The following is a 14094-nucleotide window of genomic DNA, read 5'->3' as shown; positions in this document are numbered from 1 at the left end:
AGGCCGATTCTCACACAGCCGCGCGTCTCTCGATATACACATTTCGCCTGACATGACCGGTCATGACGAGACAGGGGCGATGACAGGGGCGATGACAGGAGCTGGGGACGGCGCCGGCCGGTCACGCCGCCGAACTCAGCCCCGCCTCCACGCACCGCCGGTAACGCCGGGACCAGTCCCGCCTCCACGCAACACGGTCACGCCGCGACCAGCCCCGCCTCCACGCAGCCCTGCGTGAGGCCTTCGAGGCCGAAGGCCTCCACCGGCCCCACGGCTCCCGCGGACGCCACGCCGTCGGTGGCGGCGGTGACGGCCGCCCACGCCAGAGCGCGCGCGGTGAAGTCGTACGGGTCGCCGCCGCGCAGTTCGACCGTGGAGAGCTTCCTGCCGCCCCTGTCGTAGGCCTCCGCGACGATCTGGGACGTGACCCCCTCGCCGCTCGGCACCGGCGAGTCGTCCCTCCCCGACTGGATCACCCGGTCGGCGACGGCCTCGGTGACCCGTTTGGCGCCGGGGATCGCCGCGATGAAGGGCGTCGCCCTCGACAGCACCCCGGCGGCCCTGGTCAGCCCGCCGAGCCAGCCCAGGTAGACATTGACCTCGCGCAGCCCCGAATACATACGGGGCAGGGCGAAATGCTCGGAGGCCCCCACGGAGAGCCCATGCCTGCGGCGGCCATTCACGATAAATGCCCGGGTACGCCCATGCTCGCGAAGAATGCGGCCATAACGGAAGCCGTACATCGGTTCGAGGAGCATTCCCAGGGCGGACGCCCGCGTCCCCGCGCTTGCCCGCCGGGCCATATTGCCCTGGATGAAATACCCGATATCCACGCGAACTGCTTCTGGGCCCGCCTTCCGAAGCGCCAGCGACGCCGCGAGGTTTCCCGGTACATAGTCATATCCGAAGGCCGTGAGCAACGTGGCGCCCGACGCGGCGGCGGCCGGGCCGTACCGCTGGAAGATGCGCCGGATGAACGTCGGCTCCCCGGTCGAGTCCAGGTAGACGCCGCCGGCCTCGATCGCGGCCTCGACGGCGGGCTCCCCCCAGCGGGCGAACGGCCCCACTGTGGAGATCAGCACGTTCCCGGGCTCGATGATCCGCCGTAGCGTCGCAGGACGGCTCACGTCCGCGACGGCGGTCCGCAGCTCCACCGGCAGTGAGGAGGCCAGCGCCTCCAGCCTCGCCTCGTCGCGTCCGGCCAGCAGAGGATGGACACCGCGGGCCAGGAGCGCCTCGGCGGTGAGCCGACCGGTGAACCCGGTCGCACCGAACAGGACAATCCGGGGGGAAGTCATGTAAGTACCGTAACCCCCTGGTGATTTCAAGATCCATAGCGGGGCGGGCCGGTCGCCACCGGAAGTGGGAATCGTCAGCCCGGCGCTCACGGCCGGCGGTCGACCGGCATCGCCTGGGACCCGCGATCCCTCGCGAACGGAGGCGTCTTCGGTTTGTCCATGCTGGGCGGCACGGCGCCGCTCATGGCGAGCTCCTCGTACGGCCGGCCGCTCGATCCCCACGTGCGGGCGGTGATGTCCGTACGGGCCACCGGCCCCGCGCCGTTGAGGCTGTCCACGGTCAGCACGAACCGGCGGGGAGCCCCGGCGTGGACGTCGTCCACGTACGTGCTGGCGCCGCCGACGAGCTTTCCGTCCTTGTCCCTGAGCAGCGCGGTGACCACGAGGCTGGTCGCGGCCTTCGCGTAGGGGTTCCCGACCGCGCCGGTCACGAGGTAGGAGCCGTTTCCCAGCTTCTCGGTGTTGGGCGAGGAGACCGGGAACGGGACGAACGCCGACGGGATCCGCGCCGCCTCCCGCCACTGCGCCGGCTTGTAGGCCACCTTCACGTCGACCGGCTTGGCCGAGGCCATGGCCTGGCCGGTGAACTTGAGCGACCCGGCCGGGGGCACGGCGTCCAGCGGCTGCTCCATGCGGACGACCTCCCTGCCGGCCGCGTCCCGCCCGACCACGGTGGCGGCGACGTTCTCGCCGAAGTGCCACCGGTTCGGGTTGCTGATGACGCCCGCCCAGGTCACCACGTAGCCACCGGTGCCCTGGCTGACCGATGAGGTCTGTTCCTTGATGACGAGCGGTTTGAGCGACTGCTTGGGCCGTGCCTCGTCGCCGCCGCACCCGGCCAGGAGCGTCGTTGCCGCCACTACCCCGAGTCCGAGTACGAGTGCTGTCGTGTTTCGACTACGCTGGGTCACAAGGCCGTCATAGCCCGGTTCGTCATACGCGACTCCTCCGACACGCGCAGGCCGTACCAGGTCTTTAACGCCTCCACACCTCCTGCCGGTGTGTCCGCGGTCAGCGCTCGCGAACCACCCGGGCCTCGTCCCACACCGGCTCCGGCGCCTCGTACACCCGGCCGTCGGAGCCGAAGACCAGATAACGGTCGAAGTCCGCGGCGAACCACCGGTCGTGGGTGACCGCGAGCACCGTGCCCGCGAACTGGTCGAGCCCCTCCTGCAGCGCCTCCGCGCTGGCGAGGTCGAGGTTGTCGGTCGGCTCGTCCAGGAGCAGCAGCGTCGCCCCCGACAGCTCCAGCAGCAGGATCTGCAACCTGGCCTGCTGGCCGCCCGAGAGCGTCTCGAAGCGCTGCTCTGCGATGCTCCCCGCCAGCTCGTAGCGGGCCAGGGCCTTCATCGCCTCGTTCTTCAGCCGGGCGTGCTCGGACATGACGATCTCGCAGGGCGTCCGGCCCTGGAGCTCCGGCCGGCTGTGCGTCTGGGCGAAGTGCCCGGGAACGACCCGGGCCCCCAGCCGCGCCACCCCCGTGTGCCGGATCTCCTCGCCCGCGATGAGGCGGAGGAAGTGGGACTTCCCCGAGCCGTTGGACCCGAGCACCGCGATCCGCTCGCCGTACCAGACCTCCAGGTCGAACGGCCGCATGAGACCGGTCAGCTCAAGGCCCTCGCAGATCACCGCGCGCTTGCCCGTGCGGCCCCCGCGCAGCCGCATGCTGATGAGCTGATCCTTGGGCGCCTCCTCGGGCGGCCCGGCCTCCTCGAACCGCCTCAGGCGGGTCTGGGCCGCGTGGTAGGCCGAGGACATGCCGTCGTTGTACGTGGCCTTCTGCTTGAGCATGGTGACCAGGCGTTTGATCTTGGCGTGCTCCTCGTCCCAGCGGCGGCGCAGCTCGTCGAGGCGCTCGTTGCGCTCCCTGCGCGCCGCCGCGTAGGTGGTGAAGCCGCCGCCGTGGATCCACACGTTGCCCGACTCGACGGTGACGATGCGGTCGGCGGCGTTCGCCAGCAACTGCCGGTCGTGGGAGACGAGCAGAACGGTCTTGGAGGTCTCCCTGAGAGCCTGTTCGAGCCAGAGCTTGCCCGGCACGTCGAGGTAGTTGTCGGGCTCGTCGAGGAGCAGGGTCTGGTCGGGCCCGCGGAACAGAGCCTCCAGCACCAGCCGCTTCTGCTCACCGCCCGAGAGGGTGTTGACCTCGCGGTACTTCACGTTGTCGTAGGGGGCGCCGAGGGCGGCCATCGTGCAGGTGTCCCAGAGCACCTCGATGTCGTAGCCGCCGGCGTCGGTGTAGTCGGTGATCGCCTGGGCGTAGCGCATCTGGGTCTTCTCGTCCTCGCGCTCCATCATGGCGAGCTCGGACTCGTTGAGCTTGCTCGCCGCCACGCGCACCCGCTCGGGGGCGACCGACAGGAGCAGGTCCTGGACGGTGCGTCCGTCACGGATGCTGCCGATGAACTGGCGCATGATGCCGAGGCCCCCGGAGCTTGCGACGCTGCCCTCGACGGGCCGCGCATCGCCCGCGATCAGGCGCATCAGCGTGGTCTTGCCCGCTCCGTTGGGCCCGACCAGCGCCGCCTTGACGCCTTCCCCGATGCGGAAGGAGACCTCGTTCAGCAACGGGCGCCCATCCGGCAGTACGTACGTCAGACGGCCGACCTCTACATGCGCCACGACAGATTCCTCCCCAGCCTTCTCGCGGAGGGTATCCAGCGCGGGCGGTTCCACGCATCTCGATATCGGCGGGCGCGGGCGTTCCGGTTCCCGGATGAGGGCGGTGCCTGCGGCCGGCGCACGCGCTCGGGCCCCTGATCCGTCCGCCAGGGGCCCTCGCCCGCGCGTCTACGGGATGATCTCCATCTGGCCCATCATCCCGATCGATGAGTGCTCCAGGAAGTGGCAGTGGTACATGTACTTCCCGAGGAAGTCGCGGAACGTGGCCTGGATCTTCACCGACCCGCCCGGCGGGACGAGCACGGTGTCCTTGAGGCCCGCGTCCTGCGGCAGCGGCGCGCCGCCGTTGCGCTGCAGCACCCTGAACTGCTCAAGGTGCAGGTGGAACGTGTGGTCGAGGGGGAAGGTCTCGGCGTTGATGATGTTCCAGATCTCGGTGCTGCCCCGCTTGATCTGGAAGTCGACCCGGTTCGGGTCGAACGCCTTGCCGTTGATCATGCCGACGGGGTCGGTGCCCGACAGGTCGAAGCTCATGGCCACGTCCCGGACGACCGTCGCGGCCGGAAGGGCGGGAAGCGCGCGGAGCACAGAGGGGACGCGGCTGCTGTCCGAGGCCTGCCGCACCACGTCGAACCTCAGCACGGGGTCGCTGCCGTTGGAGAGCACCAGCTTGGTGCCGACCGGGTAGCGGGAGAAGTCGACGACGACCTCCACTCGCTCGGCCGAGGCGAGCGCCAGCTCGGTCACCTGTACGGGCGCGGGGAGCAGCCCGCCGTCGGTGGCGATCTTCGTCATCGTCTGGCCGCCGAGGTTCAGCTGGAAGACGTGCTCGTTGGAGGCGTTGAGCAACCGGAACCGGTACTTGCGCGCCGCGACCGGGAAGAACGGCTGCACCTTCCCGTTGGCGAGGATCGTGGTGCGGTTGGCCGGGTCGGCGAAGACCAGCGCGCCGCTGGCGTCGAACTCCGCGTCGCGGAGCAGGATCGGCACGTCGTACGCCCCGGAGGGCAGGCCGAGGTACTTCTCGCTGTCGTCCTCGATCACGTACATGCCATGCAGGCCCCGGTAGACGTGCTCGGCCTCCATGTGGTGGGCGTGGTCGTGGTACCACAGCGTCGCGCCCTGCTGCGTGTTCGGGTAGTCGTACACGCGCGCCTGGCCGGGCTGGATGACGTCCATCGGGTGACCGTCGCTGACCGCGGGCACGTGGCCGCCGTGCAGGTGGACGTTCGCCGGCATGTCGATCTGGTTCTGGAACATGACCTTCACCCGGCGCCCGGTCTTGGCCCGGATGGTGGGGCCGACGAGCTGGCCGCCGTACGTGAGCACGGGGGTCTGGACGCCGGGCAGGATCTGGGCGTTGGCCGCCTGGATGGGAATCCTGTAGATGTCCACGCCGGCCGACTGCGTCGGCTGGAGCACCGTCGAGACGGGCATCTGAGTCGTGAACGGTGCGAGGGCCGGCCGTACGGTGCGGGCGGTCCGGTTGCCCAGGAGATATTCCTTGCTCAGGGGCTCGTCGCCCTTCGCGCCGGCCGGAGCCGACTTCGTGAACGGCAGCAGCATCGCTCCGCCGGCGGCGGCACCGAGCGCCAGTAATCGTCGTCGGTTCAGCATCAGTACCCCAATCAGTGCACAGCCGGGGCGAGGTCCCCCGCGACCCGCGACGCACCCCCGGGCGAGATGTTCGCCAACAGAAACCTCGCACCCGCGTCTCATGCGCGTCTTCTTCCAGATTGCTCACCTTTCATTTCAAAGGACGCGATTCGGTGGCAACCCCTAGATTCGGGCGAGGACCTGTCAACCCCTACCCCGACGCGATTCGCTATCGGCGACGTCCGGCATTAAACGCGCGCTGTTGACATCGATCGAACGGGGCTGGTACCTCTATTGCGATAACCTCGAAGGCAGAAATGTTCTATTCGCTCGAAGTGACGCGGTGCGGGCCGTGACGGCTCAGGCGAGCCGGTCGATCTCATGTCCGCCGCATTCATCTGCTCCCCCGGCCTGGCAGACCTCTTTGTGAGAAACGGCCCTGGCGGCGCGCCGACCGATTCGGCGGACGGCGCGAATTCATCATCCGAGGGTCGCGTATATAGCCGACGGCGCCTACTCGATGGGCGGGGCGGGGAACCTTCCCGAGCTTCTTGTGCTGCAGGACAAATACGGGCTCTTCCTGTGGTTCGACGACCCGCACGCCATTTCCGTCTGGGGGACAAGGGTGAGGGGTACGTCAAGCCGCATATCGGCGAGCTCAATCCTCAATCCGCTGACCCTGGTGACCGGTTCTCTGGAGAAAGGCTTCGGATGCGCCGGCGGCATCGTCATGCTGGGCCGTAAGGACGGCTCGTCCCACGGGACGCGGTGGCCGGCCGCGAGGCAACCTCGCGGCCGACCTTGCCGGCGCCATACTGATCACCCGCAGGGGTCCGAGGATCCCGCTGGTGCTGGGCGGGTCGCTCGGCGCCGCGGCGATGGCCCTCCTGGTCGGGGCCGTCGATCGTGGACGTGCCGCCGCGCGTCCGTACCGGCGATCCGGGCCCAGCCCGCTACGGCTTGAGGACGATCTTGTTGCAGCCGTCCTCCTTGTGCTTGAACATCTCGTATCCGCGCGGGGCGTCCTCCAGCCGCATCTCATGGGTGATGACGAAGCTGGGGTCGATGTCCCCGGCGCGGATCCTCCCGAGCAGAGGTTCCATGTACCGCTGGACGTGGCACTGGCCGGTCCTCATCGTCAGGGACCGGTTCATGAACGAGCCCATCGGGAACTTGTCCACCAGACCGGCGTAGACGCCGATCACCGAGACGATCCCGCCGTTGCGGCAGGACAGGATGGCCTCGCGCAGCGCGTACGGGCGGTCGGTCTCCATCCGCGTCGCCTGCTTGGCCCGGTCGTAGGCGTGCACGGCGGCGATGGGGTTGTGAGCCTCCATGCCCACCGCGTCGATGCACGCGTCCGGGCCCCTGCCGGCGGTCATGTCGCGCAGCGCGTCCGGGATGTCGACCTCCTCGTAGTCGAGCGTCTCCGCACCCGCGCTCGCGGCGATCTGGAGGCGGTAAGGGAAGCGGTCGACGCAGATGACCCGCTCGGCGCCCATCAGGAAGGCGCTGGCGATGGCGAACTGGCCGACAGGGCCGCCTCCCCAGACCGCGATGACGTCGCCGGGCTTGATGTCGCACATCTCCGCGCCCATCCAGCCGGTCGGGAAGATGTCGGACAGGAACAGCACCTGCTCGTCCGGCAGGTCGTCCTCGATCTTGATCGGCCCCACGTCGGCGAACGGCACGCGCGCGTACTGCGCCTGGCCTCCCGGGAAGCCTCCCAGCATGTGCGAGTAGCCGAAGACGCCCGCGGGAGCGTGGCCCATGAGCTTCTCGGCCAGGCCCGCGTTGGGATTGCTGTTCTCGCAGACCGAGTACATGCCGTGCTCGCAGGCGAGGCAGTTTCCGCAGGCGATCGGGAAGGGGACCACCACCCGGTCGCCGACCCGCAGGTTCGGCACATCCGGGCCCACTTCCACGACCTCCCCCATGAACTCGTGGCCGAGGATGTCGCCCCTCTCCATGGTCGGGATGAAGCCGTCGTACAGATGCAGGTCGGAGCCGCAGATCGCGGCCGAGGTGATGCGGACGATGGCGTCTCGGGAGTTCAGAATCCTGGGGTCGGGGACCTCCCGGACCTCGACGGTGTTCCGGCCCATCCAGCAGTTGGCCTTCATGGGATCCTCCTCACGTCGCGGGCTGCGGGACGGTCTCACCGCACGGGCTGGGCGGGACGCTGCACGGCCTGCCGCAGCGCTCGGACGCCCTCCGGGCTTCCCTCGGAACGGACCACCTCGCCGGTCTCCATGACCTGCTTGAACCGGCGCAGGTCGTCGCGTACCTGCTGCTCGGGGTGCTCGCCGAGCAGCCTGGCGAAGGCGAGCCCGACCTTGCCGCCCGGCGGGTCGTACTCGATCTCCACCCGCACCTCCGTGCCGCGCCCGCCGGGCGCGTCGGTGAAGCTCACGGCGCCCCTGTTACGGACGGTGGCGCTCTCCGTGGACCTCCAGGCGATCAGCTCTCCCGGACGGTCGTCGACGATCTCGGCGTCCCACTCGATGCGCTTCCTCGCGGGCCCCATCGCCTTCCAGTGCGAGTAGCCGCCCCCGATCGCCTCCACCGACTCCAGATGCGCCATGAAGCGCGGAAGGTTCTCGAAGTCGTGCCAGAACTCGTACACCTCCTGGCGGGGACGGTTGACCGTGATGGCCGCGTGCAGTTCCCTCACGCCCGCCGGCTCGGTGCTCGGCCCGCGCCGGTTCGCCCGCATGGCCGTGTACAGGTCGACGGCCGTGAGTCCCGCGACCGCCACCATGACGGCCGTGACGCGACGGCGCCTCCAGTCCTCGCGTACGGCGATGGCGCGGCCGAGGACCGCCAGGTCCATGGCGTCGCCCGCCACCCGGGTCCACACCCAGGGGGCGGGTCTCCGGCCGCCCAGCAGGACCATCGCGTGGAACAGCTCGCGGACGCCGACCACCCGCACGATGCCCCGGGCCTGGGGCGAGTCGTCCAGCCCGCCGAGGCGGGTGATGGGACCGGGCGCGGCGAGCTGCGCCGCCCCGAGGCCGAGGCTCGCCCAGCCGAGTGTTCCGGCGAGACGGTCGGTCTTGCGCTCGTACTCTTCGCTCATGTGAACCCCACATGTGCTTTTCGATCTCGGTCCACCGGCGGCTCGACCGGTGATCGGGGCCGATTCGCCGCCTGCGGCGCGGCCTGACGATCACTTACCGCCGGCGGTGAAACTTGTCGTGTTCCAGGGCCCGTACCCCCTCCGACTTGCGACGACACAAATCCCCATAATCATGGACAAACCGCCATTTTTATGGATGGGTTATGACATTTCGCTTTGACTACGTTGCCAAGGCCATGGCGTCCATCCGCTACCCTCACCCGAGTTGATCTGCTCTCAGGGGCGCGATGTCACCTGAGACGCGGCGGCGGTCACACGGTGAAGGGGCGGATCACGGCGTCGGCCTCCGCGTCGTACTGCGGGGCGGGGTCGAGGCCCATGGAGGCGAAGTTGCCCTCGATCTCCAGGGTGACCCAGCCGTGCAGGCGAGCCCAGAGGGTCGTCGCCTGAAGCGCGGCGGTCGCGGTGACCCCCGCCAGGCCGCGGCGTTCGGCCCACTGTTCGAGCTGGGGCCCCAAAGGGCCCGGCACGGGGTGAGGAGCCGTGCGGGTGAGGTCGGACATGACGCCGGCGGCGACGTTCATCGCGAGCTGCGACGCGTGGACGAGCTGCTCGGACTGCGCGTCGTAGCCGGGCAGGGGCGCCCGGAACAGCAACCGGTAGCGGTGAGGCTCGGCCACCGCCCAGGCGCGGTAGGCGTGCACGAGGGCCACGAGGCGGGCGGCCGGGTCCTCGCGCGAGGCGGTCGCGGCCTCCAGCGCGGCGGCGAGATCGCGGTACGCGTCGATGACCAGGTCAGTGAGCAGGCTGTCCCGGTTGGCGAAGTACCGGTACAGGGCGGGCCCGGACACGCCGAGCTCCTTGGCGATGGCGTTCAGCGACAGGGCCTGCGGGCCGCTCTCGGCCAGCTGACGCAGCGCGAGGCGTTTGACGTCGTCACGGACCTGCGCCCGGAACCGGCCACGCAGCCCCGCGCCGTCCGGGTGTTCGCCCACCGGGTTCCTCCCTGGCTTTCGACGTGTTCGACAGAGGTGAGTGTATGGTCTAGCGAATCGATGAGGCTGTAACTCCTCGCCCGAGGATCGGCGATGAGTACCGGCCCCGTCACCGACCGTCGAAGACCCGCGTCACAATGGGCCCCGGCGTGCCGTGATGAAAGTTTCACCTGGCACATGAGGCGTCGACATGCCCTGCCTGCGGCTATTAAGTTGAGAGCCCGGCCTTAATAATCAAGCCCTTCTGGGGACCGTTGGCGGCTACCTACGATCCGGGAAATTGGTGGGAGCGCTCCCACCGTACCGGACGGGAGTAATTCATGGCTCGCAGAAGGCCCTTGATGGCGGCCGTCGCCGCCTTGGCCGCCACGGCCGCGACGGGGGCGGCCGTCTTCACCTCGTCCGCCGCCCAGGCCGCCGACTCCGCTTTCTACGTGGATCCGCAGACCAACGCGGCCAAATGGGTGGCGGCCAACCCCGGCGACAGCCGTACCGCGGTGATCAGGGACAGGATCGCCGCCGTCCCCCAGGGCCGGTGGTTCGCCAGCTACAACCCCACCACCGTGCGCGGCCAGGTCGACACGTACGTCGGCGCGGCGGCGGCAGCGGGCAAGATCCCGATCATGGTCGTGTACGACATGCCGAACCGTGACTGCGGCGGCGCGAGCGCGGGTGGGGCGCCCGACCACACGGCGTACCGCGCCTGGATCGACGAGATCGCGGCCGGCCTCGGCGGACGCCCGGCGACGATCATCCTGGAGCCAGACGCTCTGGCGATCATGACGAACTGCATGGACTCCACCCAGCAGGCCAGCGTGAAGGCCTCCATGGCCTATGCCGGCAAGAAGTTCAGGGGGACGTCCTCCCAGGTCAAGGTCTACTTCGACATCGGCCACGACGCGTGGCTCTCCCCCTCGGAGGCCGCGTCCCGGCTGAACGGCGCGGACGTCGCCAACAGCGCCGACGGCATCGCCCTGAACACCTCGAACTACCGGGCCACCCCGGGCCTGGTGTCGTACGCGAAGAGCATCATCTCCTCGACCGGCGTCTCCAGGCTGCACGCGGTGATCGACACCAGCCGTAACGGCAACGGCCCGTCCGGCAGCGAGTGGTGCGACCCGGCCGGCCGCGCCACGGGCACCTGGAGCACGACCAACACCGGTGACGCCGCGGTCGACGCGTTCCTCTGGGTGAAGCCTCCGGGCGAGTCGGACGGCTGCATCGGCCCCGCGGGACAGTTCGTGCCGCAGCGGGCGTACGACCTGGCCGTCGCCGCGCCCCCGCCCACCGGCAACCCGACCCCCACCCCGACCCGGACCCCCACGCCGACCCCGACTCCCACGCCTACTCCGACCCGGACTCCGACTCCCACGCCCACCCCGACGTTCACGGGCAACGTCGGCTGTACCGCCACCTACAAGGTCACCAGCCAGTGGCAGGGCGGTTTCCAGGCCGAGGTCACGGTGAAGAACGCCGGCACGGCCTCGATCAGCGGCTGGAAGGTCCAGTGGACGCTCTCCAGCGGACAGACGATCTCGCAGCTGTGGAACGGCAACCTTTCGAGCAGCGGCAGCAGCGTCTCGGTCACGAACCTGAACTGGAACGGCAGCGTCCCGGTCAACGGAACCACCACATTCGGCTTCCTCGGCAACGGATCCGGTAACGCCACCCCGTCCCCCCTCGTCTGCACGGCCTCCTAGAGCAGACCCGTCCCCGAGCCCCCGCGCGCCACGCGGAGGCTCGGGGACGGCCGTGAAAGCCCAAGCTCATCGCGGACCTCGAAGACACGGCCGATCTCCCCAGGAACACCGCCGCCGGCGTCGAAACCCGGTTGCCGCGGTAGGCCTCGTCCGCGATGATGCGGGCGCATGGGCGCAACGAAGATGCATGCCGATGAGATCGAAACCGATGTCGGACTGGTACGTCGCCTACTCGCGGGCCAGTTCCCGCACTGGGCCGATCTGCCGGTCGAGCCGGTCGCGTCGTATGGCACCGATCACGACATCTATCGGCTCGGTGACCACCTGGTCGCTCGGCTGCCGCGCATCGGATGGGCCACCGCGCAAGCGGCGAAGGAGGCGGAGTGGCTGCCGAAGCTCGCTCCGCACCTGCCACTCGCCGTTCCGGTGCAGCTCGCGATGGGGCATCCGGCCGAGGGCTACCCTTTCGGCTGGTCGGTGTACGAGTGGTTGCCGGGCGAGAACGCCAACGGCACGATCGACGACCTCGATCAGGCGGCCGTCGACCTGGCCGCGTTCGTGACCGCGTTGCGCCAGGTCGACACGGCCGGTGCGCAGCCGCGGGCTCCTGGCGCCCGAGGCGGGCCGCTCGTGGAGGCCGACGAGCATGTCCGCCGGTCGATCGCCCAGCTCGGCGACCGCGTCGACGGCGCGGCCGCGCTCCGTTCGTGGCAGGAGTCCCTGGACGCCCCGGCATGGGACGGGTCGGACGTCTGGGTGCATGGCGACCTGCTGCCGGGCAACCTGCTCGTCGTGGACGGCCGGCTGTCGGCGGTGATCGACTTCGGCGGCCTCAACACGGGGGACCCCGCGTGTGACCTGCAACCCGCGTGGAACGTCTTCGCAGGTCACAGCCGCGAGCGGTTCCGAGCGGAGTTGGCGGTCGACGACGCGTCATGGCTGCGTGGCCGAGGCTGGGCGCTCGCCCAGGCTGTGGCCGCCATGCCCTACTACTGGGACACCAATCCCGGGATGATCCGCCAGGCCTCCCACGCGCTGGCGCAGGTCCTCGCCGACGGCGCTCCCTGATCTGCACAGCGGCCGTCGTCCTCAGGTGACCGACAGGCTGTAGCCACCGCCCGCCCGGCGTTGATCCGCTGCCGACGCCGAATCACCAATGTAAAAGCCCCGAACGGAAGGGTTATCAGCCGAAAGTACGCCTGATTTCCGGACGATCGGTTGGCTCAGGTCAGGCCCTTCTGTCGATGTAAGGCCACCCCCTCGCTCGCGAGGATCGGGTCATGACCGATGAGAGTATGACGGTGTCGCCCCGAAGGAGCCGCCCCGCGGGTGACCGGAACAGAGCACGGACTCACGCCGCAGCTTCCTCCGGTCGGGCAGGGTGGCTTGTGCCCGCCGGGCTGGTGGTGCTCAGCGTCATTCCGGCGATCGCGGGCGTCGTCCGGCTGGGCCAGCTGAGTGGTGGTGCGGCGATCACGCCCGACAACGCACGGTTCTTCATGGAGCCCCTGCCCGTGCTGGTGCACATTCCGAGCACCCTCCTGTTCAGCCTTCTGGGGGCCTTCCAGTTCGCGGCCGGGTTCCGCCGCCGGAGGCCCGGCTGGCACCGCGCCGCCGGGCGGCTGCTGGTCCTGTGCGGACTCGCCACAGCTGCTTCGGGTCTGTGGATGACACTGTTCTATCCTCGCCCCGTGGGCGATGGCGATCTTCTCGCCGGTTTCCGGCTCGTGTTCGGCACGGGCATGCTTCTGTGCATCGTTCTCGGCTTCGCCGCGGTGCGGCGGCGGGATTTCGTCCGGCACCGGGCCTGGATGATGCGCGGCTACGCGATCGGCTTGGGCGCGGGCACGCAGGCGCTGACCCAGTTGCCATGGATCCTGATCGCCGGCATGCCGGGAGAGCTTCCGCGAGCGCTGCTCTCTGGCGCCGCGTGGATCATCAACCTGGCCGTCGCCGAATGGTTCATCGGCAGGCGGCCGGGCGGTCGAACCCGCACCTCCGCCTCCCCGGCCGTCGACAGCCGGCCCGTACACGGAAAGGTGTAGCCAGGCTCGTCCCCGCTGACGACGACAGCGGGGCGGGAATTGGCCGCTCGGCTACACCCTGTTCCCAAGAAGTCCCAGGTCCGGTGACCATGGAAGCCAGGTGTTCCTGTCCTGGTCAGGTGCGTGGGCCCGGCTTTCGCTGGTGCCTACCGGAACGGCAGCTCGGCGTGAACGCGCCACCCACCCTGGTACGGCCCGGCCGTCACCGACCCGCCGACCTTGCTCGCGCGACGCCGCATCGTGGTGAGCCCCTCGTGCTGGCTCCGGGGCAGGGGCGTCTTCCCTCTCATCCCGTTGTCGACGGTCAGCGTGACCCGGTCGGGCTGGTAACACAGGACCACCGTCGCGTTCGGCGTTCCGTGTTTCAGCGTGTTGGTCAGGGCCTCCTGGATGATCCGCATACCAGCGAGGTCCACGGGGTCGGGGAGCTCCCGGGGCGTTCCCGCGAGGTGGAGACGTATCGTCAGGCCGCCCTGGCGTGACGATTGCACCAGATCGGCCAGGGTCGGGCGTGGATAGTCGTACTGCGTACGGAGCAGCAGCCGGGTGAAGTCCGTGACGTGCTGGGAGTGGGCGTGGGCGGCCACCGCCCGGTTACGCCGCCTGCGCAGGAGCGCCGCCAGGACCACCACGGCTCCGAGGCAGGTCAGCGCGATCGCCACGACGACCTGCGTCGAGGAACCGCCCATCGCGTACAACCCTGGCTGCTGAATCATGCCTTCAATCCGCAGGTCCGAGGGCCACGTCGCGTGACCCGGC

At 69.5% G+C, this 14094-nt stretch carries 11 protein-coding genes; 3 read left to right on the top strand and 8 right to left on the bottom strand.

Going from position 1 to position 14094, the window contains the following annotated elements:
• Positions 1–197: 197 nt before the first annotated feature.
• The 7 genes from ACGFIV_RS12640 to ACGFIV_RS12610 all read right to left on the bottom strand — a co-directional run bounded on the left by ACGFIV_RS12640 (position 198) and on the right by ACGFIV_RS12610 (position 9590).
• On the bottom strand, positions 198–1298 hold the full coding sequence (locus ACGFIV_RS12640; RefSeq protein ID WP_392834418.1) for a saccharopine dehydrogenase family protein: 1101 nt from the start codon (positions 1296–1298) through the stop codon (positions 198–200).
• An 86-nt stretch (positions 1299–1384) separates the two neighbouring features.
• On the bottom strand, positions 1385–2158 hold the full coding sequence (locus tag ACGFIV_RS12635) for an FxLYD domain-containing protein (protein ID WP_358551041.1): 774 nt from the start codon (positions 2156–2158) through the stop codon (positions 1385–1387).
• A 151-nt stretch (positions 2159–2309) separates the two neighbouring features.
• Positions 2310–3920, bottom strand: coding sequence for an ATP-binding cassette domain-containing protein (locus ACGFIV_RS12630; RefSeq protein WP_358551039.1), 1611 nt, complete (start codon positions 3918–3920; stop codon positions 2310–2312).
• Positions 3921–4088: 168 nt separating this feature from the next.
• Positions 4089–5537: a multicopper oxidase family protein gene (locus ACGFIV_RS12625; protein ID WP_358551037.1), complete on the bottom strand. Its 1449-nt coding sequence runs from the start codon at positions 5535–5537 to the stop codon at positions 4089–4091.
• A gap of 932 nt (positions 5538–6469) precedes the next feature.
• Complete coding sequence (locus tag ACGFIV_RS12620; RefSeq protein ID WP_358551035.1) at positions 6470–7639, bottom strand: zinc-dependent alcohol dehydrogenase; 1170 nt, start codon at positions 7637–7639, stop codon at positions 6470–6472.
• 35 nt (positions 7640–7674) lie between these two features.
• Positions 7675–8595, bottom strand: coding sequence for an SRPBCC family protein (locus tag ACGFIV_RS12615; protein ID WP_358551033.1), 921 nt, complete (start codon positions 8593–8595; stop codon positions 7675–7677).
• A gap of 311 nt (positions 8596–8906) precedes the next feature.
• Entirely contained in the window at positions 8907–9590 is a 684-nt protein-coding gene (locus ACGFIV_RS12610) for a TetR/AcrR family transcriptional regulator (RefSeq protein ID WP_358551031.1), read from the bottom strand.
• A gap of 320 nt (positions 9591–9910) precedes the next feature.
• On the opposite strand from ACGFIV_RS12610, the gene ACGFIV_RS12605 reads away from it, so the two are divergent.
• The 3 genes from ACGFIV_RS12605 to ACGFIV_RS12595 all read left to right on the top strand — a co-directional run bounded on the left by ACGFIV_RS12605 (position 9911) and on the right by ACGFIV_RS12595 (position 13335).
• Entirely contained in the window at positions 9911–11290 is a 1380-nt protein-coding gene (locus ACGFIV_RS12605; protein WP_358551029.1) for a glycoside hydrolase family 6 protein, read from the top strand.
• 168 nt (positions 11291–11458) lie between these two features.
• Entirely contained in the window at positions 11459–12358 is a 900-nt protein-coding gene (locus ACGFIV_RS12600; RefSeq protein ID WP_392834408.1) for an aminoglycoside phosphotransferase family protein, read from the top strand.
• Between the two features lie 320 nt (positions 12359–12678).
• Positions 12679–13335, top strand: a complete 657-nt coding sequence (locus ACGFIV_RS12595; RefSeq protein ID WP_358551025.1) for a DUF2306 domain-containing protein — start codon at positions 12679–12681, stop codon at positions 13333–13335.
• 146 nt (positions 13336–13481) lie between these two features.
• On the opposite strand, the gene ACGFIV_RS12590 is transcribed toward ACGFIV_RS12595, so the two are convergent.
• Positions 13482–14051 carry a hypothetical protein gene (locus ACGFIV_RS12590; RefSeq protein WP_358551023.1) on the bottom strand — a complete coding sequence of 190 codons (570 nt, stop codon included), beginning with the start codon at positions 14049–14051 and terminating at the stop codon, positions 13482–13484.
• Between the last annotated feature and the right edge of the window lie 43 nt (positions 14052–14094).

This window comes from Sphaerisporangium sp. NPDC049003 (assembly GCF_043197795.1).
GTDB lineage: Bacteria > Actinomycetota > Actinomycetes > Streptosporangiales > Streptosporangiaceae > Sphaerisporangium.
This window is presented reverse-complemented; position numbering and strand designations above follow the sequence as displayed.

Excerpts from the sequence above, each read along its gene's own strand:
- ACGFIV_RS12640 (WP_392834418.1), bottom strand. The coding sequence starts at position 1,298 with ATGACTTCCCCCCGGATTGTCCTGTTCGGTGCGACCGGGTTCACCGGT.
- ACGFIV_RS12590 (WP_358551023.1), bottom strand. The coding sequence starts at position 14,051 with ATGATTCAGCAGCCAGGGTTGTACGCGATGGGCGGTTCCTCGACGCAG.
- ACGFIV_RS12605 (WP_358551029.1), top strand. The coding sequence starts at position 9,911 with ATGGCTCGCAGAAGGCCCTTGATGGCGGCCGTCGCCGCCTTGGCCGCC.
- ACGFIV_RS12615 (WP_358551033.1), bottom strand. The coding sequence starts at position 8,595 with ATGAGCGAAGAGTACGAGCGCAAGACCGACCGTCTCGCCGGAACACTC.
- ACGFIV_RS12625 (WP_358551037.1), bottom strand. The coding sequence starts at position 5,537 with ATGCTGAACCGACGACGATTACTGGCGCTCGGTGCCGCCGCCGGCGGA.
- ACGFIV_RS12620 (WP_358551035.1), bottom strand. The coding sequence starts at position 7,639 with ATGAAGGCCAACTGCTGGATGGGCCGGAACACCGTCGAGGTCCGGGAG.
- ACGFIV_RS12600 (WP_392834408.1), top strand. The coding sequence starts at position 11,459 with ATGGGCGCAACGAAGATGCATGCCGATGAGATCGAAACCGATGTCGGA.